General features: G+C 52.5%; 19 protein-coding genes. 1 reads left to right on the top strand and 18 read right to left on the bottom strand.

The genetic code is table 11. From position 1 onward, the window contains the following. Positions 1–163: 163 nt before the first annotated feature. The 15 genes from Q5911_RS03245 to Q5911_RS03175 all read right to left on the bottom strand — a co-directional run bounded on the left by Q5911_RS03245 (position 164) and on the right by Q5911_RS03175 (position 14,906). Positions 164–646: a metallophosphoesterase family protein gene (locus Q5911_RS03245; RefSeq protein ID WP_138302780.1), complete on the bottom strand. Its 483-nt coding sequence runs from the start codon at positions 644–646 to the stop codon at positions 164–166. A 30-nt stretch (positions 647–676) separates the two neighbouring features. Next, positions 677–1,303: an RdgB/HAM1 family non-canonical purine NTP pyrophosphatase gene (gene rdgB / locus Q5911_RS03240; RefSeq protein WP_226394433.1), complete on the bottom strand. Its 627-nt coding sequence runs from the start codon at positions 1,301–1,303 to the stop codon at positions 677–679. A gap of 2 nt (positions 1,304–1,305) precedes the next feature. Continuing rightward, complete coding sequence (locus Q5911_RS03235; protein WP_138302778.1) at positions 1,306–2,469, bottom strand: THUMP domain-containing class I SAM-dependent RNA methyltransferase; 1,164 nt, start codon at positions 2,467–2,469, stop codon at positions 1,306–1,308. Between the two features lie 115 nt (positions 2,470–2,584). Further along, positions 2,585–2,800, bottom strand: a complete 216-nt coding sequence (locus tag Q5911_RS03230; RefSeq protein ID WP_138302777.1) for a hypothetical protein — start codon at positions 2,798–2,800, stop codon at positions 2,585–2,587. 277 nt (positions 2,801–3,077) lie between these two features. Beyond that, on the bottom strand, positions 3,078–3,557 hold the full coding sequence (locus Q5911_RS03225) for a DUF1700 domain-containing protein (protein WP_226394434.1): 480 nt from the start codon (positions 3,555–3,557) through the stop codon (positions 3,078–3,080). A gap of 157 nt (positions 3,558–3,714) precedes the next feature. Continuing rightward, complete coding sequence (locus Q5911_RS03220; RefSeq protein WP_303180918.1) at positions 3,715–5,826, bottom strand: glutamine synthetase III family protein; 2,112 nt, start codon at positions 5,824–5,826, stop codon at positions 3,715–3,717. Between the two features lie 149 nt (positions 5,827–5,975). Then, positions 5,976–6,839: a class II fructose-1,6-bisphosphate aldolase gene (gene fba / locus Q5911_RS03215; protein ID WP_226394436.1), complete on the bottom strand. Its 864-nt coding sequence runs from the start codon at positions 6,837–6,839 to the stop codon at positions 5,976–5,978. Positions 6,840–7,061: 222 nt separating this feature from the next. After that, on the bottom strand, positions 7,062–8,411 hold the full coding sequence (locus tag Q5911_RS03210; protein ID WP_303180915.1) for a dicarboxylate/amino acid:cation symporter: 1,350 nt from the start codon (positions 8,409–8,411) through the stop codon (positions 7,062–7,064). A 29-nt stretch (positions 8,412–8,440) separates the two neighbouring features. Next, positions 8,441–9,196 carry a LamB/YcsF family protein gene (locus Q5911_RS03205; RefSeq protein WP_033124804.1) on the bottom strand — a complete coding sequence of 252 codons (756 nt, stop codon included), beginning with the start codon at positions 9,194–9,196 and terminating at the stop codon, positions 8,441–8,443. Between the two features lie 58 nt (positions 9,197–9,254). Beyond that, entirely contained in the window at positions 9,255–10,214 is a 960-nt protein-coding gene (locus Q5911_RS03200) for a D-2-hydroxyacid dehydrogenase (protein ID WP_033124679.1), read from the bottom strand. A 75-nt stretch (positions 10,215–10,289) separates the two neighbouring features. Beyond that, positions 10,290–11,633 carry an acetyl-CoA carboxylase biotin carboxylase subunit gene (gene accC, locus Q5911_RS03195; protein ID WP_033124678.1) on the bottom strand — a complete coding sequence of 448 codons (1,344 nt, stop codon included), beginning with the start codon at positions 11,631–11,633 and terminating at the stop codon, positions 10,290–10,292. Positions 11,634–11,645: 12 nt separating this feature from the next. Further along, entirely contained in the window at positions 11,646–12,080 is a 435-nt protein-coding gene (gene accB, locus Q5911_RS03190; RefSeq protein ID WP_138304026.1) for an acetyl-CoA carboxylase biotin carboxyl carrier protein, read from the bottom strand. A 48-nt stretch (positions 12,081–12,128) separates the two neighbouring features. Next, positions 12,129–13,082 carry a biotin-dependent carboxyltransferase family protein gene (locus Q5911_RS03185; protein ID WP_138304028.1) on the bottom strand — a complete coding sequence of 318 codons (954 nt, stop codon included), beginning with the start codon at positions 13,080–13,082 and terminating at the stop codon, positions 12,129–12,131. A 3-nt stretch (positions 13,083–13,085) separates the two neighbouring features. After that, positions 13,086–13,820 carry a 5-oxoprolinase subunit B family protein gene (locus tag Q5911_RS03180; RefSeq protein ID WP_138304030.1) on the bottom strand — a complete coding sequence of 245 codons (735 nt, stop codon included), beginning with the start codon at positions 13,818–13,820 and terminating at the stop codon, positions 13,086–13,088. A gap of 171 nt (positions 13,821–13,991) precedes the next feature. Further along, positions 13,992–14,906, bottom strand: a complete 915-nt coding sequence (locus Q5911_RS03175) for a LysR family transcriptional regulator (protein WP_303180911.1) — start codon at positions 14,904–14,906, stop codon at positions 13,992–13,994. A 143-nt stretch (positions 14,907–15,049) separates the two neighbouring features. On the opposite strand from Q5911_RS03175, the gene Q5911_RS03170 reads away from it, so the two are divergent. Beyond that, the gene (locus Q5911_RS03170) at positions 15,050–16,333 is read left to right on the top strand and encodes an aminotransferase class V-fold PLP-dependent enzyme (protein WP_303180908.1); all 1,284 of its coding nucleotides are present in this window, start codon (positions 15,050–15,052) and stop codon (positions 16,331–16,333) included. 99 nt (positions 16,334–16,432) lie between these two features. Here Q5911_RS03170 and Q5911_RS03165 read toward each other — a convergent pair whose 3' ends face one another. From Q5911_RS03165 to Q5911_RS03155, 3 genes are read right to left on the bottom strand one after another with little or no spacing between them, the layout of a single operon-like run. Continuing rightward, positions 16,433–17,407 (bottom strand): ABC transporter ATP-binding protein, encoded by a 975-nt coding sequence (locus Q5911_RS03165; protein WP_303180907.1) that lies wholly within the window; start codon positions 17,405–17,407, stop codon positions 16,433–16,435. Then, positions 17,404–18,429 carry an ABC transporter ATP-binding protein gene (locus Q5911_RS03160; RefSeq protein WP_303180905.1) on the bottom strand — a complete coding sequence of 342 codons (1,026 nt, stop codon included), beginning with the start codon at positions 18,427–18,429 and terminating at the stop codon, positions 17,404–17,406. The genes Q5911_RS03165 and Q5911_RS03160 overlap by 4 nt, the downstream gene beginning before the upstream one ends. Further along, positions 18,426–19,322, bottom strand: a complete 897-nt coding sequence (locus Q5911_RS03155; protein WP_303180904.1) for an ABC transporter permease — start codon at positions 19,320–19,322, stop codon at positions 18,426–18,428. Before Q5911_RS03155 ends, Q5911_RS03160 begins: the two co-directional genes overlap by 4 nt. Positions 19,323–19,331 lie beyond the last annotated feature (9 nt).

Here is a 19,331-nt window from a genome sequence, read left to right as displayed (position 1 = left end):
CCTGCGACCTCCTGGTCCCAAACCAGGCGCTCTAGCCAAGCTGAGCCACACCCCGAGGTCTATTCACTTGTGCGCACTCACGTGGCACGAGAATAATTATATCTGAACCTTCTTCCGATGTCAACAACTTTTTTTATTTTTTCATCCGGATCCGATAACAGCCTCACACAAGGTATCTTATCTCATAGAATGCTCTGCCCTCCGGGTCCATCTCCATCATAATATAACTGGGTTTTCTCCCCTTCTGCCTGGGGTAGGAGATACTGCCCGGATTCAGTGTCACAAGGTCCGCTTCTATCGTGAGGGCAGGCATGTGGGTGTGGCCGTACATGACAATGTCTGCTCCCCGGCCTCTCGCCTCCGCCTTCAGCTTGTCCTCATTCATTCCAACAAAGTAGCCATGCCCGTGGGTGATAAAGACATGGTGATCCCCGATGAAAAATTCTTCTTCCCAGGGCAGATCGGAGAAGAAGTCATTGTTTCCGCTCACCATATGCACCGGACAGCCGGCTATCGCCTCAATATAGTCCGCTCTCCCTTCCACATCACCCAGATGGATCAGCATATCGATGGGTCCCTCCATCTGCAGCACTCTTTCCAGATTTCCATGGGCCTTGTGTGTATCACTTACGATCAGTATCCTCATTTGACCATTCCTTCTCCAACTATTCTGTGCCTACCGGCCTTCCTCCAGCCGCTCTTCCATGATCCTGCGCATCTTTCTCAGCCCCTCGCCCCGGTGGCTGAGAGAATTCTTTTTCTCCGGGGACAGCTGGGCGCTTGTACAGCCGTACTCCGGCAGGAAGAAGATTGGATCATAGCCAAACCCGTTCTCTCCTGCGATCTCATGGCCGATGCGTCCCTCCATCGTTCCCCGCACCACTTCCTCCGTGCCGTCAGGAAAAGCGGCGGCAATGGCACATACAAAGCGGGCGGTTCTCTCCTCGTCAGGCACGCCTTCCAGTCTTTCAAGCAGCGCATTGTTCTTGATATCGTAGGATGTGTCCGTTCCCATATAGCGGGCGGAGTAAATACCCGGCTCCTTGTTCAGGTGATCGATCTCCAGTCCTGAGTCGTCAGCCAGGATAACCGCGTCTTTGTTCTCCTCCATCCCGGCGGCAATGCTGCGCACTGCTCTGGCCTTGATCAGGGCGTTCTCCTCAAAGGTGGTCCCGTTTTCTTCCGGATCTGCCTGGATCCCCGCCTCCTTCTGGGACAGGATCTCCATGCCAAGGTCTGACAGGATCTGCCGGATCTCCACCATTTTATTCTCATTGCCTGTGGCAAATATAATCTTTTTCATCTTCAGTCTGCTCCTTTTCCTGCATCTTTCCTGGGAGGTTTTGGCCCCGGAAACTGATAAAAATACGTCTTCAGCATTCCATTATATATCTTCCGGTTCTTCTGCGCCTTTCTGCCAAAATACCGCTCCGCATCCTCATAGCTGGTGATCATGTAGGCTGACCAGCTGTCCAGCCTTTTAAAGCTCTCCCCAAATGCACGGTACAGATCCGGAAGGTCCCTCTTGTCCTCCAGTCTCTCCCCGTAGGGCGGGTTTGTGATGACAAAGCCGTACTTTTTCGGATGCCGCAGATCCCTCACATCCCTCTCCTGAAAATGGATCAGGTGATCCACTCCCGCCTCCCGGGCATTTCGTCTGGCTACTTTGATGACAGAGCTGTCAATGTCATATCCCTGTATATCCGTCTCAATCTCAGTCCGCACCCGGGATGCAGCCTCGTCCACCGCATCGTACCAGGCTCTCCTTGGGATCAGATTTGTCCACTCTTCCGCCGTGAAGGAACGGTTCATGCCCGGCGCGATATCTGCCGCCATCATGGCCGCTTCAATGGGGAAAGTCCCGCTGCCGCAAAAAGGGTCCACCAGGATCCGGTCGCCCCTCCAGGGAGTCAGCATGATCAGGGCAGCCGCCAGCGTCTCCGTAATAGGCGCCTTTCCCGACACTTCTCTGTATCCTCTCTTGTGAAGCGACACCCCGGAGGTGTCGATCCCTACGGTGACCACGTCTTTCTTGAGAAAGACCCGCAGGGGGTAAGAGGCTCCATCCTCTTTAAACCAGTCCGTGCGGTAGTGCTCCTGCAGCCTCCGGACCATGGCTTTCTTCATGATGGACTGGATATCCGAGGGGCTGAACAGCCGGCTCTTCACTGACGCCGCCTTGGCCACCCAGAATTTTCCATCAGAGGGTATGTATCTCTCCCAGGGGATCTCCCGGGTCCTTTCAAAGAGCTCATCAAAAGTCTCTGCCTTGAATTCCCCGGCCTTAAGAAGCACTCTCTCCGCAGTCCGCAGGAAAATATTTGCCCTGCTGATGCCTGCCATATCCGCATAAAAAGTCACTCTGCCGTCTTCCGTCCCGGAAATCTCATATCCCAGATCCTGTATCTCTCTTTTCAGCACTGCTTCCAGGCCGAAATGACAGGGGGCGATCAGTTCTATTCTATCCATATCTCTCTCCATCTCTCTATCTTTAACTTACATCTTATGGTCAAAAAAGAATTTTGTCAATGCAAAAGCGGAGATCCCTCGCGAGATCTCCGCCCTTGTCCTGTCTGACAGCCATCTAGTAGTTGTCTGTTGTGTCACTGTAATTGTAGCTGTCTGTCGTCTGGTTCCTGGATGCGTTTTTGCCGGATGCATTTTTTCCAGCTGTGTTTTTTGTAGACGCATTTTTGTCGTTGGCATTTCGGGAAGCGTTTTTGCTGTACCCATTCTTTTTGGACTCATATGCGTTTTCAGAATTTCCCATGTTGTTTGAATGATTACAATTCTTTGCCATATTTCATTCCTCCTGTTCATTTGGTACACAGTTAGTGTGTCCGAAAACAGCCTTTCTATGTGTCCATTTATATATTAAGTTTTTTTTAATTTTTTTCTTGCTTTTTCCAGTGCAGTATATTATACTTATGCATGTAGAAAGAATACTTTCTACAACCCCTTATTAATTATTTATACTCCCCTCAAAAGACCGATGGCTCCCCCATCGGTCTTTTACCTTTGTCTTTTTATTTTCTCTCTTTTCTGCGCCGTCTCCTCTTTCCCAGTTCAAGGATCTGTCACCGCCTCGCCCCGCCGATCAGCCGGATGATCAGCACGATCACCAGCACCGGCACGAGAATCGGCATCAGCAGGGAGAAGATCCCCCCGATCACTGCGATCACCAGCAGAAATACGCCGATAATTCCCAGAACAAGAAGCAATCTTTTCCACCAGGTTCCGAAAGCGGAAAATCCGCCTCCCTCCCCTCTGCCCTGGTAGCCGCCGCTCTTTTCCCGGCTCTTGTTTTCCTGACCTCTTCCCGAAGCCGTCTCATAGGCTGTCTGGGCTCCCAGCCCGTCCCCGGACATGCCGATGACGGAGCGGGCGATCACCCAGGGATCACCCAGCTCTGCGATCACATCGCTCTCCGGCCTTCCCTTCGCCGTCTCTTCTATAATATAGGAATTGTAATAATCCACATTTTCCTGCACAGTCCTGTGGTCCAGTTCACTCTCCAGCGCCTGCCTGAGTTTTGCCAGAAATTCCTGTCTTGTCATTCACCTGTCCTCCTGCCCTTTTATTCCATGCGCGCCGCGGCTCTTCCCTGGCGCAAAATACCCTGCACCTAGAATAGCATATCTGTCCCTCTATTCCAAGTGCAGGGTTATGAACATTTTATTATAACTTTATTAAGTATGAAGCGCCCTTTTCTTTCTATACCTCAAACATGAGATCGCCGTAGGATGGCATAGGCCACGCTTCTTTGTCCACGATCATTTCCAGCTCATCTACCGGCGCACGGAGCGCTTCCATAGCCGGGAACACCGTATCGTGGTAGAATCTGGCCTGGATCTCGCCCTCTTCCATGGACGCCGCCGACTCAGTCTCCTTCACCAGAACATCCAGCGCTTTCTTGGTCTGCACAAGAAGGTCTGAGATCTCTCCCAGAAGCTGCGTCTGTACAACCGGCTCCGCTCCCGCCTCTCTCACAGAGTTCACAGTATCTGCCAGTGTCTTTGTGTACTTGATGATGGCCGGGATGATCTGCTTGCTGGCCATATCGATCATAGTCCTTGCTTCTATATTAATAGCCTTTGCATAATTCTCATACTTGATCTCCGCACGGGACTCAAGCTCTGCTCTTGTGAATACGTGGTATCTTTCAAACAGAGTGATAGTATCCTCCGTCACCAGGGCTGGGATGGCCTCCACCATAGAACGGATATTGGGAAGCCCTCTTCTTTCCGCCTCCGCAATCCACTCATCCGAGTAGCCGTTTCCGTTGAAGACGATGCGGTAGTGCTCTGTGGCATACTGTTTGATCAGATCATGGACTGCCTTCTCAAAGTCATCCGCCTTTTCCAGGATATCGCAGGCTTTGGCAAATGCATCCGCCACGATAGTGTTGAGCACGATGTTGGAGCCTGCCACAGAGTCTCTGGAGCCCACCATACGGAACTCAAACTTGTTGCCTGTAAACGCAAACGGAGAGGTCCTGTTTCTGTCGGACGTATCTTTGGCAAGATCCGGAAGGGTCCGCACACCGGTCTGCAGTTTCCCGGTATTCAGGCTGTGGGTAGCCTCCCCTGTCATGATCAGCTGCTCCAGCACATCCTCCAGCTGCTCTCCTAAAAAGACAGAGATAATGGCCGGAGGTGCCTCGTTGGCTCCCAGTCTGTGATCATTGCCCGGGTCTGCCGCTGACTCCCGCAGAAGAGCCGCATGCTCGTCCACCGCTTTCAGGATACAGGTGAGAACAAGCAGGAACTGGATATTCTCGTGGGGTGTCTTGCCCGGATCCAGCAGGTTCTTGCCCTCGTCCGTTGTGAGGGACCAGTTATTGTGCTTGCCGGAGCCGTTGACGCCGGCAAATGGCTTCTCGTGGAGAAGGCATTTCATACCGTGCTCGGAGGCAACCCGCTTCAGGGTCTGCATAACAATCTGGTTGTGATCCACCGCCACATTGGCCTTGGCGTAGATGGGGGCCAGCTCATGCTGGGCCGGCGCCACCTCATTGTGCTGTGTCTTGGCTGTCACGCCCATCTTCCAGAGTTCTTCATTGACATCCTTCATAAAAGACGCGATCCGCTGTCGTATGGTGCCGAAATAATGGTCGTCCAGCTCCTGTCCCTTGGGCGGCATAGCTCCAAAGAGCGTGCGCCCGGTGTAGATCAGGTCCTTTCTCTCGTGGAACTTCCTGGCATCTACCAGGAAGTATTCCTGCTCCGCGCCCACAGAGGGTGTTACCTTCTTAGCTGTCGTGTTGCCGAACAGACGGATCAGACGCAGAGACTGTTCATTGATAGCCTCCATAGAGCGGAGGAGCGGAGTCTTCTGGTCCAAAGCCTCCCCCGTGTAGGAACAGAAGGCCGTGGGGATACACAGAGTCGCTCCCGCCGCGTCCTTCCTCACAAAAGCCGGGGACGTGCAGTCCCAGGCCGTGTAGCCTCTCGCCTCAAAGGTAGCCCGCAGACCGCCTGACGGGAAGGAAGATGCGTCCGGCTCTCCCTTGATCAGCTCCTTGCCCGAAAAACTCATCAGCACCTTGCCGCTCTCCATGGGAGCGGAGATAAAGGAATCATGTTTCTCCGCCGTGGTTCCCGTCAGCGGCTGGAACCAGTGGGTGTAATGGGTTGCTCCCTTCTCAATGGCCCACTCTTTCATCTCATGGGCAATGACGTCCGCAGTGGCAAGGTCAAGTTCCTTGCCGTCCTCGATCATCTTTTTCAGATCTTTATAGACTTTCTTTGGCAGTCGCTCCTGCATGGTAGCGTCATCAAAGACATTTTCTCCAAATATCTCTGCAATGTTGATTAATTCGCTCATATGGCCTCCAAATTCCTTTCCTTCATTCCTTCTGGCCATAGTCATGCAGGAAACCGCCTGTTTCGCACATGACTATGACCAGAAAAAGGTACTCCGGCCCTCATCGGACCGGAACACCTTTACACCTGTCAATATATACTGTCTTCTCCCTAGGCTTTTCCAACGGAACCGAATAATTCCATCTTCTCTTTTACAGTCTGCATGATTGCATCTGCGCCTGGTTTCAGAAGTTTACGCGGATCAAATCCTTTGCCCTCCAGGTCTTTTCCGGCCTCGATGTACTTGCGTGTAGCGTCCGCAAAGGACAGCTGGCACTCTGTATTTACATTGATCTTTGCAACGCCAAGGTCGATGGCTTTCTTGATCATATCTTCCGGGATACCTGTGCCGCCGTGAAGAACGAGGGGCATCTTGCCTGTCAGCTTCTGGATGGCATCCAGAGTCTCAAAGCTGAGGCCCTGCCAGTTTGCAGGATATTTTCCGTGGATGTTTCCGATGCCGGCTGCCAGCATGGTAACGCCCAGATCAGCGATCATCTTGCACTCCTGGGGATCTGCGCACTCGCCCATACCTACAACGCCGTCTTCCTCGCCGCCGATGGATCCTACCTCTGCCTCGAGAGATAAGCCTTTCTCTGCACATACGGCAACAAGCTCTTTTGTCTTAGCTACGTTCTCCTCGATAGGATAATGGGAACCGTCGAACATGATGGATGAAAATCCAGCCTCGATACATTTGTAGCATCCTTCGTATGTGCCGTGATCCAGGTGAAGTGCAACCGGAACTGTAATGTTCAGTTCTTCGATCATGGCTTTCACCATGGCTGCAACTGTCTTGAAACCTGTCATGTATTTTCCTGCTCCCTCGGACACACCCAGGATTACAGGTGATTTCAGCTCCTCTGCTGTGAGAAGAATGGATTTTGTCCACTCCAGATTGTTGATGTTGAACTGGCCTACTGCATAGTGGCCCTCTACTGCTTTTTCAAGCATCTCTTTTGCTGATACTAACATGATTGTCTCCTCCACTTCCTTAAATTATGCTGCGCAGCGTCATGTACCGCGCACAGCACAGACTTCGCTTTTTTTATTATAGCTCAATCCCATAAAAATGACAATCTTTTTTATCTGCACACTCCTGTCCGTGCCGCCGTTCATCCATATATGCAGAGATCCCGGGCTTTAACAGTCCCGGGATCTTTATGCCGTCTGGTTACAGGATGTATGTATATCTGATTAGCTGTTGTATACGTCCAGATCGATCTCCTTCTCTTTTGCGTTTACGATGACGTTTGTAGCAGCGTCGCCGATAACATTCAGAGGCAGGAGCGCCATCTCAACAGGACGGTTGATAGCTACGACCAGTGCGTAAGCGATCATGCACAGATCGGAGGTCCAGCCCATACCGGAGAGGATGGTCACGATCAGGGTTGTTCCTGCGATCGGGATAGCCGGGCAGCCCATGGCCGCGCAGATGGAGAGGAATGCGATGACGATCAGGTTTGCCGGTGTCACGTCGATGCCCGAGCTGGTGGCGATAAAAGTCACGGCAAACATGTGCATGACTGTCGTACCGTTCATGTTGATGGTCATACCTGTGGGGAGCACAAAGCTTGTGATCTCCTCGCTGCAGCCCAGCTCGTCCAGACATGTTCTGGTGTTCAGAGGCAGTGTGGCTGCGGATGAGTTTACGGAGAATCCAAACACACCGACTTTCGCGATCTTCTTTAAGAACTTGAATGGATTCAGCCTTGTGGTGAGCCAGATACCGATTGGGTACAGGGTTACCACGAGCACGAACAGGGTAAGCATAGCTCCCACAATGTAGGCTGCCGCCGGCGCCAGGTACTCAGCGCCGTAGATGGCGAAGGTGCGGGATACGAGGCAGAAGATGGCAACAGGGCCTACCTTGTTGATGAGGAAGGTCAGATACATGTTGACCACTTCGCTGACGCTCTCAAACACCTTCTTCAGAGGCTCGCCCTTCTCGCCCAGCGCCTGCAGACACAAGCCGATGACGATAGCTACCACAACGACTGCCAGGATGCTGTTGTTGCTGCTGAATACCTCTGTAATATTGGAGGGGACCGCTGTCACGATAGTAGCCAGCGGGTTGAACTGGTCGATGGTGGCCGCCTCTGTGACCGCCTCAGCTGGCAGCTCTACATTGAAGAGGCCCGCGTTCTTCATGGCATATGCCACAAGGCCTCCGAAGAAAGCGCCCACAACGTAGAAGCAGACGAAGCCGAGCACCGTGCGTCCTGCAATCCTTCCCAGCTTGGTGGAGCTGGAGATACTGCACATGGCAAGGCTCAGGGAAACAAGTACTAATGGTACGATGGCTGCCTGCAGACCCCTCATAAAGAGCTGTCCGATGATGTAGAAAAGACCCAGCGCCGCAGTTCCGTCAGCAGCTGTGATATCCTGGAAGAGGATCTTATTGATGATGTCCCATGTACCTTCATTTCCGGATTCCAGCATGGAGCTGCGGATAAACATAAAGATAAGTCCGACTGCAAGTCCGCCGACCAGAGCAATGATCATCTTCTTGACAACAGACATTTGTTTCTTCTGTGTGTTACTCATATTTTCTTCACTCCTTTACTTTGCATCTTCTACAGATGTTTGATCTCAATCCCCTCTTGTGTAAATCTTTCACGGATCTTCTGAACGAAGGCAAGCGCCTTGGGCCCGTCGCCGTGTACACAGAGTGTGTCGCCCTTGATGTCCAGTTCTTTTCCGTTGATGGATGTTACCTTGCCTTCTTTGATCATGCGTACGCATCTCTCAATGGCAATGTTCTCGTCTGTGATCATGGAACCCTCCATCTTTCTCGGAACGAGAGAAAGATCATCCATGTATGCACGGTCTGCGAAGATCTCGGAAGCCGTGCGAAGGCCTCTGCTCTCAGCGATCTGTCCTAAGACAGCGCCTGCGCAGTAGTAGACGATGAGGTCCTTGTCCACCTCGCAGATGGCGTCCACAATCGCTGTGGAAACTTCCTCATCATACTGGCACTGGTTGCCCATAGAGCCGTGGGGAGCCACATGCTGCAGTTTCATACCGTAGCTCTGTGTGAAAGCGGAGAGTGCTCCGATCTGATATTTCACATAGTTCTTGATCTCTGCAGGAGCCAGAACCATTTTGCGGCGTCCGAAGCCCATCAGATCCGGATATCCCGGGTGCGCGCCTACCATGACGCCCCTCTCCTTTGCCATGCGGACTGTCTTGTCCATTACCATGGGATCTCCCGCATGCCATCCGCAGGCTACGTTTGCCGTTGTCACATACTTGATGATCTCCTCATCGCCGCCCAGCTTATAGGCGCCGAAGCTTTCACCCATGTCACTGTTCAAATCCACCTGATACATAGTCTTTTCCACCCTTTCTTTTTGTTTTTGCTGTGTTTTGCATCCCTCTTTAAAATATTTATGCATTTACGACATTCTGCGGTTTGCCGTCCACGTAGCATTTCAGGTTATCAACCGCGATGTCCATCAGCCTCTGCCTTGACTCCTTCGGCGCCCATGCGATATGGGGTGTGAGGATCACGTTCTTTGCTCCAAGGAGCGGGTTATCCATCTGGATGGGCTCTGTGGATACAACGTCCAGGGCAGCTCCTGCCACCTTGCCGCTGTCAAGAGCGTCTCTGAGATCCTGCTCTACAATAAGGGGGCCTCTTGAGTCGTTTATGATCATGACGCCGTCTTTCATTTTGGCGATGGTGTCTTTATTGATGATGCCTTCTGTATCCGGGAACAGCGGGCAGTGCAGGGAGATCACGTCGGACTGCGCCAGCAGCGTGTCCAGATCCACATATTTGCATGTGTCGCTCTCCAGCTCCGGACGCTTGAACGCGTCGTATGCCAGGACTTTCATTCCGAGTGCCTGGGCGATCTTGCCTGTATCCTGTCCGATCCGGCCAAAGCCGATGATACCCATGTTCTTGCCAGCCAGCTCAACAAGAGGATATTTCCAGAAGCACCAGTCCGGATTGCTTGTCCACTCGCCTGCTTTTACAGCGTCAGAGTGCTCGCCGATATGGTGGCACAGCTCCAGCAGAAGAGCGATGGCGAACTGAGAAACAGCGGCTGTTCCGTATGTAGGAATGTTGGATACCGGGATCCCTTTCTCCTTTGCGGCAGCTACATCCACGATGTTGTAGCCTGTTGCCAGAACGCCAATGAACTTCATGCCGGGGCAGGCGTCCATTGTCTCTTTTGTGATAGGAGTCTTGTTTGTGTAGACTACCTCTGCATCCCCGATGCGCTCCACTACATCTTCAGCCTTTGTGCGGTCATACACCGTCACCTCGCCAAAAGCTTCCATTCCCTCCCAGGAAATATCTCCAGGGTTCAGTGTGTAACCGTCTAATACTACGATCTTCATATTCGCTTCTTCCTTTCTTGTGTTGATACTGCGCCGGCCCGGCGGCCGGCATCTTGTTGATAGTGATTTTATATCCTACAGCTCATAGTGTCTCTCTATGAAGTCTGTACTGAACATGCCGCTCTGGAAATCCGGATGATTCAGCACATCGTAGAGGAAATCCAGATTTGTAGTCACTCCCTTGATCCTGAACTCGCCCAGGACGCTGATCATCTTCCGGATGGCGCTCATCCTGTCCCTGTCATAGGCGATGATCTTGACGATCATGGAATCATAGTAGGGCGGTATGGTGTAGCCCGGGTAGATGGCTGTATCCATCCGCACTCCGTTGCCGCCCGGGAGATAGAGCTTCTCCACCGTCCCCGGGCAGGGCATGAAATTATGCAGCGGGTCCTCCGCATTGATCCTGCACTCAAGGGCGTGTCCCCTGAAGCAGATGTCCTCCTGCTTCACACTTAGGGGAAGGCCGGCAGCTACGCTGATCTGCTCCCGGATCAAATCCACACCGGAGACCAGCTCGCTGACCGGGTGCTCCACCTGGATCCTGGTGTTCATCTCCATGAAGAAGAACTCGCCGGACTGGTCCAGGAGGAACTCGATGGTTCCCGCATTCTCGTATCCCACGGCCTTCGCCGCCTGCACTGCTGTGGCACAGATCTTTTCCCGGGTCTCCGGGGAGATAAAGGCACAGGGTGACTCTTCTATCATTTTCTGGTGCCTTCTCTGCACCGAGCAGTCCCTCTCGCCCAGATGGATTACATTCCCGAACTTGTCGGCCATGATCTGGACTTCGATGTGTCTGGGAGACTGTACATAACGCTCCAGGTACATGCTGCCGTCCCCGAAGGCGTTCACCGCCTCCTGCTTTGCCGCGTGGAAGAGCCCCGGGAACTCCTGGCTGTTCCAGGCAAGGCGCATGCCTTTTCCGCCGCCTCCCGCAGAGGCTTTGATCATGACGGGGAAGCCGATGACCTCCGCCGCCTCCAGGGCTTCCTCCGCCTCGTACACCGGGCTGTCCGTTCCCGGAACCACAGGGATCCCCGCCTCTTTCATGGTATGTTTTGCCTCGGATTTGTTGCCCATCTTGTCGATAAGCTCACCGGAAGGTCCGATAAATGTAATGCCGAACTTCGCACATTTCTCTGCAAAATCTGCATTTTCGGAGAGAAAGCCAAATCCCGGATGGATGGCCTCCGCCTTTGTGGCCAGGGCCGTGCTGATGAGCCGGTCCATATCCAGGTAGCTGGCGGACGGAGCCGCCGGACCGATGCAGACTGCCTCATCTGCCAGTCTCACATGCATGGCATCCTCGTCTGCCTCGGAGTACACTGCCACGGTGCGGATGCCCATCTCCCGGCAGGCCCGGATGATGCGCACAGCGATCTCTCCTCTGTTTGCAATCAGTATTTTCCGAAACATCTCTTTTTGCTCCTATCCCTCGATGACGAAGAGAGGCTGCGCGTACTCTACCAGTTCCCCGTCCTTTACAAGGACTTCAGACACTGTGCCGCCGCATCCTGCCACTACATCGTTCATCATCTTCATTGCCTCGATGGTTCCCATCACCTGTCCCTGTTCCACCGTGCTTCCCACAGTCACAAAGGGCTCTCCACTCTGGCTGTCGGAGGCATGGAAGATGCCTACAAGGGGCGAGCGTATGATGGTTCCTTCCTGGATGGACACTTCTTCCTCTTTCTCCTCAGGCTCCGCCTGCCGGCCGCTCACCGCCGGGGCTGCCTGGCCGCTTTCCGCCTGGGCCGCCGTCTTTTTGATGGAGATGCGGAAGTCTCCGTCCTGTATCTCAAATTCTGTCACGCCGGATCTGTCCACTTCGTGGAGCAGGGCTGTGATCTTTTCCAGTTTCATGTTTCATTTCCCCTTCTATGTGGCGCCGCACCTGTGCGGCAAGGTTTCTCAGCTCCTCTGTCCCAGACATCTCTCCAGGTTCTTCAGTTCTTTCTGCTGCCGCAGATACAGCTCCTGGGCAAGCTGAATGCCTACTCTCACAAAATGTACCTTGTAGCCAGGCTGGGCCTGAGCCAGTTTGGGAAGATCCACAGAAATGACCGTCCCTATCTTTGTGTAGCCGCCTGTCGTCTGCCGGTCTGCCATCATGATAATGACCTGCCCGTTTGTGGGCACCTGGATGGAGCCGAAAGCAACGCCGTCCGTCAGTATATTTCCATCTTTGATATGGTGCAGGGGCTCCTCCCTCTCCAGCCGGATGCCCATTCTGTCCGACTCATTGGTGATGGTGGCGCTGTACCAGAAGAATTTCCGCACTTCTTCCTCTGTAAAGGCTGTGTCCTGAGGCCCGGTCACCACCCGCACCGTGATTTCCTTCTGGGGGAATTTCTCCGGCTCCAGTTTTCTCAGCTCCATCTTCGGAAGACTGGTCTTCGGCTTCACAAAACCGATCCTGTCCCCTTTCTCCAGCTTTCGGCCTTCCACGCCGCCCAGCTTATTCCTCATCAATGTAGACTTGCTGCCCATGACTACCGGAACATCCAATCCGCCGGCAAAAGCGATGTAGGCGCGGCTGCCGCCGTTTGCCACTCCAAAGGAAAGTGTGTCTCCCGCGTGGATGAGCACGGCCTGGTACATGGGAATTGCCTCTCCGTTCACTGCCGGAGATACGTTGGCCCCCGTCACCGCTATGATATTGTCCTCTTCAAATTTCAATGCAGGACCCATGAAGGTGACCTCCAGGGCGCTCTCCCCTCTCTTATTACCTGCCAGTATATTGGCGAGGAAAAAGGACTTTGTATCCATAGGACCTGCCGGCGATACGCCGAACTGCTGGTATCCGAATCGCCCCTCATCCTGCACGGTCGTCTGGATACCCGGATTTTCAACGATAATTCCCATCTTTTATTTCACCGCCTTTTTCACATATGTCTCCAGTTTATAGGTTCCTCTCTCCACGTCCGCACGGATGAGATCATACTCTTTCCGGCTGACAGGCTGATATTTCACCCAGTCCCCCGCGTTTACAAGGAAGGGCTGTTCCTTGGAGTAGTCGCAGATGTTACAGGGTGTGCCTGCCACCACATTCCAGCCGCAGGGCTGGTCAAAGGGGATCAGGTTGGACTGGGTCTCCGCCGCCACGATGGAGCGGCCGTTGATGCGTACTCTGGGCTCCGTCCTTCTCTTGAAGTGGAAGGGCTCCTCGAACCTGGCCATGTAGGCATGTCCCGGGGCAACTCCCAGCATGTACGCATAGTACTCATGCTCTGAGTGCATGCGGATGAACTCCTCCACAGATATCTTCTCAAAGGCCGCGCACTCGTCCAGGTCCAGCGCAAACTCCCTGTCATAGCAGATGGGGAGCACTTTCACGATCTGGGAGACTTCCGTCTTCTCTTCCCCTGCTCCGTCCAGTCTCTTCTTCACTTCCTCCACGAGCTGACCGTAAAGGATCTTCTCCGGTCTGTAGTGGATCATCAGCGTCGCATAGGTGGGGACCATCTCCGCAATGCCCTCCACAGGGTCCGCCTCCAGTCTCTGCATCAGGCTCTTCACTCTCCCGTTGACTTCCAGACTGATCTCATCCCCAAGCTTCACATACAAAGACTCGTCGCCGCCCGTCAGAAATTCTGCCTCCATGCTCGTTCACTCCTTTCATTTGACTTCAACCTGTTTCGTTTTTGTTGAATTGTCTTAATTTTTCGTCCAATTCATTCGTTTCTTTATTAACTATTCACAGTATAGCACAAGGTTTTTATTTCATAAAATAGATTATTTCTTCTTGAAATATTAACAACTTCTATATTTATTTTAAATTTCCTCATCCGGCAGCTCCCACCCGATCTCTTTCAGATAGTTTTCCATCTTTCCCTCAAATATCCTGACCGCTTTCAGAGTAGCCTCGTTGGGATACTTGTGCCTGATCTTGTAGATCGTCCGCTCCGGCGGAGTGACGCCGCCCCCGATCCGGCTGACGTACACCGACTTGAGGTTTGCGATCCGACGCGCCACCGATGCGGGGACGATCGCCCACGCCCCCTCCTCGTCCAGCAGGTGATACAGAAGGCAGAAGCTGTCCACCCACGCCTTTGGGCGCTTTCCCTTCCCCACCTTCTGGTCATGCCAGATCTGAAAATCCCCGTCCCAGCTCACAAAGATCTCGTTGGCCGGGTCCAGCTCATCAATTTGGATGACCCTCTTCTCTATCAGCGCGGGCTCGGGCTGCACGATATACATTTTCTCCCGCAGGACCGGCTCCACCTCGATATTCCTGAAATGCAGGTGATGGTAGACAAACCCAATGTCGATCTCATGGTTCTCCAGCAGCTCATAGAGCTCGTAGGAATAGTGTGTTTTAATATGAAGGTTGATATTTTGCTCCTTCTCCCCCAGCATCTGATGGTAGAGCTCCATGAGCACAGAATTCATGGTGTCCGTACATCCCACAGTCAGATAGAGCGTCTCCTGGCTGTGCTTCAAGTACTGCATCTCTCTCCAGACGGAAACCCAGCGCTCCGCAATGGGGATAAATGCTTCGCCCTGGGTCGTGATCTCGATCTGCTTGTAGCCCTTCTTCCTCGCGATGAGCTTTACGTCCAGCTCCTCCTCCAGGGATTTCAGCCTGTGGCTCACGGTGGGCTGGGACAGGAAAAGATTTTCCGCCGTCTTTGTGATATTTTTTGTCTTCACGATCATCAAAAATGTCTCAATCTCCGCCAGGTTCATAAGTTCCCTCCTCTTGCATCGGCAAATATAAATTTTTTCAATATTATACAATGAAAATATTCATTTCACAATTTTTTTTGTGCATGATATGATATGGATAAGAAATAAAGGAGACTTAATCCTGATGAAAAGGAGGAGAAACTATGAACGCAGAACACGGAATATTATTCCCGGAGGAATACCAGAAGCACCTGAAGGCACAGTTCTGTTACGCGGATGCAGACCCGCTCTACGGGCCACGTCTTTTCTTCGAGAACTCCGGCGGATCTCTTCGCCTGAGAGCCGCCGTTGAGGCAAAAGCAGCCTGCGAGCAGTTCCCGGACTGCCCGGAGAGAAACTATGCCAGAGGTCTGAAGCTGGCTCACTATGTATCCGAGGGGACGAAAGAGATACTGGAGGTTGTCTTCGGAGCCAAAAGCGGCGCTCTCGTGACAGAGCTCTCCGCTTCCCAGACCATGTTCCAGATCGTGGATGTCATTCTTGAAAATGTAAAATGGGGAACGAACGCTGTGACATCCTGCCTGGAGCACCCGTCAGCACACGACGCTGTAGAGTACGCCTGCACGAAGACAGGAAGAGAATTCCGGGAGGTTCCGGCCAACAAGACCACCGGCGGAATTGACGTAGATGAGGTTATGAAATACGTGGACAAGGACACCTGCCTTGTCAGCATCATGGCTGCATCCAACATCTCCGGAAACATCATGGACGTCAAAGAGATCGTCCGGAGAGTAAAAGAAGTCAATCCTGAATGCTACGTGATCACAGACGCTGTGCAGCACGCCCCCCACGCTGTGATCGACGTGGAGGACTGGGGCGTTGACGCCACCAACATCGCGCCTTACAAATTCTTTGGTGTAAGAGGCTGCGGATTTGCCTATGTATCGGACCGGGTGGCCACCATGATGCACCACAAGCTGACCTTCAAGGACGCCAACGTGTGGGCTCTCGGCACACCTACGCCCGGCAACTTCGCTGCCATGATGGCTGTCATCGACTATGTGTGCGCCATCGGCGAGCACTTCATCCACAGCCAGGACAAGCGCGAGCTGTTCGTGGAGGGCATGAACCGCATCCACATGCAGGAGAGAGCTCTTCTGTACCGTATGCTGGAAGGAACTCCGGAAGTCCCGGGACTCCGTCATATCCCTAATGTGGAAGTTTACGTAGATATGGAAGACCTTACATACAAAGACCTGATCATCGCCATGGGCATCAAGGGCATTGATTACCCTGAGTGCGTTATCGAGTACATGAAGAGAGGCGTCACCGTATTTGAGCGTGTGAGAAGCAGCATGTACTCCAGGAGGATCGTGGACACCCTGGGTATCCCGGGCGCGATCCGCGTATCACCGCTCCACTGTCATGGCGCAGAGGACGTCGACAAATTCCTGAAGATCACAAAGGAGATTGCCGAGTCCGTATAAACATGCTCCACTCTTTACTCATTTCATGATATACATTGAGAGGCCCGTAGACACTGTGAACGTCTGCGGGCCTCTCGCATTACTGTTTGTCCTGTATATCTATTTTCCAATATAGTGGCAAGCCACCCTGTGGCCCGGTTCCACTTCCCTGAATTCCGGCTTTTCCTTTTCACATTTCTCCGTGGCATAGGGACATCGGCTGCGGAATGCACATCCAGAAAAATCCTCCGTGCGCACCGGCTGTTCTCCTTCCAGCGCCCGAAATCCTCCTCCTTTGATATAAGGGTCCGGTACCGCTGCAAAAAGTGTCTTCGTGTAGGGATGGAGAGGCTTGTCAAAAAGTGTTTCTGTATCCGTCTCTTCTACCAGGCTTCCCAGATACATCACTCCTATCCGATCCGAGATAAACCGGATCACACCAATGTCATGAGAAATAAAGAGCAGGCTCAGATCCAGCTCTCTCTGGAGCTCCACCAGCATATTCAGTATCTGTGCCTGGATAGAGACATCCAAAGCGGAAACCGGCTCATCACAGACGATCAGCTTTGGTCCGATGATAAGCGCACTGGCTATGCCCAGCCTCTGGACCTGTCCTCCGGACAGTTCATGAGGGAAACGGAAATAGTGTTCCTCTGAAAGTCCTACTTTTCTCAGCGTATCTAAAACCCTCTCCCGCCTAGCAGCGCTGTCTGTCATCTGGTGCACTGCAAGGATCTCATCCAATATATCGCCAACTCGCCTCCTGGGATTCAGCGCAGACAGCGAATTCTGGAACACCATCTGCAGCTCATTTCTCAGAGGTCGAAATTCCTTTTCGCTCATTGCTCCAATGTCTTTCCCCTCATATATGACAGTTCCACTGTCAGCCTTGGTCAATCCGACAATGATCCTTCCGGTAGTAGACTTCCCGCATCCAGATTCTCCTACCAGTCCATAGGTTTCCCCTTCATTAATATAGAGGGAAACGCCATCCACCGCACTCATATGCTTCTTGGGTCCAAAAAATCCATTTTTCCCGTTGCGAAGAGGGTATATCTTTTTCAGATCTTTAATCTCCAGCAGATGTCTGCTCATACTCTCACCTCCCCTTCCATATCCCGGGCACCACATTTCCAACATTTTACAAAATGTCCTTCTCCTATCTCCACCAAAGGCGGCGGCAACTCTCTGCACCTGTCGTCGGCCTGATCGCATCTGGTACAGAAATGGCAGCCTTTTGGTATGGCTGACAGCGATGGCACAAATCCCTGGATCGTCGGCAGTTCTCTGCCTCTGTCTACCCGAAGATGGGGAATACAGGCCAGCAGTCCTTTTGTATAGGGATGAAGAGGATTTGCAAAAAGCTCCTCCGTCCTGGCGTCCTCCACCACCTGCCCCAAATACATGACCTTGATGCTGTGGCAGAGCCGAGACACAGCTCCCATATCATGGGTGATAAAAAGTACGGACATTCCCATATGCTCATTAAGTTCTCTTATCAGATGCAGGATCTGCTCCTGGATCGTCACGTCCAGCGCTGTGGTGGGCTCGTCTGCGATCAGAAGTCTGGGCTCACAGGCCAGCGCCATAGCGATCATAACCCTCTGCTGCATTCCTCCGGAAAGCTCAAAGGGATATTTTTTCATACAGGCTTCAGGATCAGGAATACCCGTTAATTTTAACATCTGAATACTTTTGTCTATAGCCTCGGATTTGGTCATGTTTTTGTGCAGGATCAAAACCTCCGACAGCTGGCCTTCTACCGTATGGACGGGGCTCAAGGAATTCAGAGGATCCTGGAAAATAATAGATATCCTGTTTCCTCTGATACTCCTCATCTCGCCGAGAGGTTTCTTCAGCAGGTCCTCACCTTCAAAAAGGATTTCTCCTTCATATTTCACAGCTGTATCATGGTCTCTCAACCTAAGTACGGACTGCGACATCACACTTTTCCCAGAGCCGGACTCCCCCACCACACCAATAATCTCTCCCGGCATAGCTTTCAGGGATACACCATCCACTGCCGGCAGCCAGGCTTTATGGACCGGGAACAAAACTCTCAGATCTTTTATCTCCAGCATAGGCCGTCCTTCATTTACTATATTACTGTTCGTCATTTTCTCCTGCCTCCTTTCACTTTTGGATCAAGGAAATCCCTAAGCCCATCACCCAGAAGATTCAGGCTCAGGACGCAGAGAATGACTGCTGCTCCCGGACAGATCATTGTCCATGGAGCCCGGGAAAACACCATCTTGCTCGCCTCAAGCATATTCCCCCAACTGGCTGCAGGAGCAGGGATACCTGCCCCTAGGAAACTCAGGGATGCCTCAGAGATGATTGCCTGCGCAAAGATAAAAGAAGCCTGCACCGTCAAAGGCGAAATCACTCCCGGCAGTATCATCCGCCAAAGGATACGAAAATTACTGAACCCCTGTACTTTGGCAGCCTCCACATAAGCCTGTTCCCTAATGACCATAGCACTGGCCCGGACTGTCCTGGCCACACTGGGCGTATACACTACGGTAAGCGCCACTATCACATTCCAGCTGGATGTACCGAGCGCCGCAATAAGAGCAATTGCCAGCAAAATGCCGGGAATTGCAATCAGGCCGTCACAGATCCTCATAAGAATCTGATCCAGCACCTTAAAATAGCTCGCGTAAATCCCGATGACGATCCCCAGCACACAGGAAAACACGGCAACACAGCCTCCAACCCACAGGGAAACTCTTGCCCCATACATAACACGTACAAACAGATCCCTGCCAAACTCATCCGTCCCAAACCAGTGCCCCCTGCCCGGCGCCTGCAGCCTGCTGGCTACCTCCATAGCATCCGGATCGACAGGATTAAAAATGGGGACAAAAACAGCAAGGAGTAAAATAACGACAAATCCGACCAGGCCGATAATCAGGGCCGGACTGGCCAGAAGTCTCTCTTTTCTCAGTTCTCTCTGTTCCCGGAAGATAGACTCGCTGACTTCTGAAATATCTTTTCGTGAAAAAACCATTTTCAACCT

The sequence above is a fragment of the Lachnoclostridium phocaeense genome (assembly GCF_959599685.1).
In the GTDB taxonomy this organism is placed as follows: domain Bacteria; phylum Bacillota; class Clostridia; order Lachnospirales; family Lachnospiraceae; genus Claveliimonas; species Claveliimonas monacensis.
This window is presented reverse-complemented; position numbering and strand designations above follow the sequence as displayed.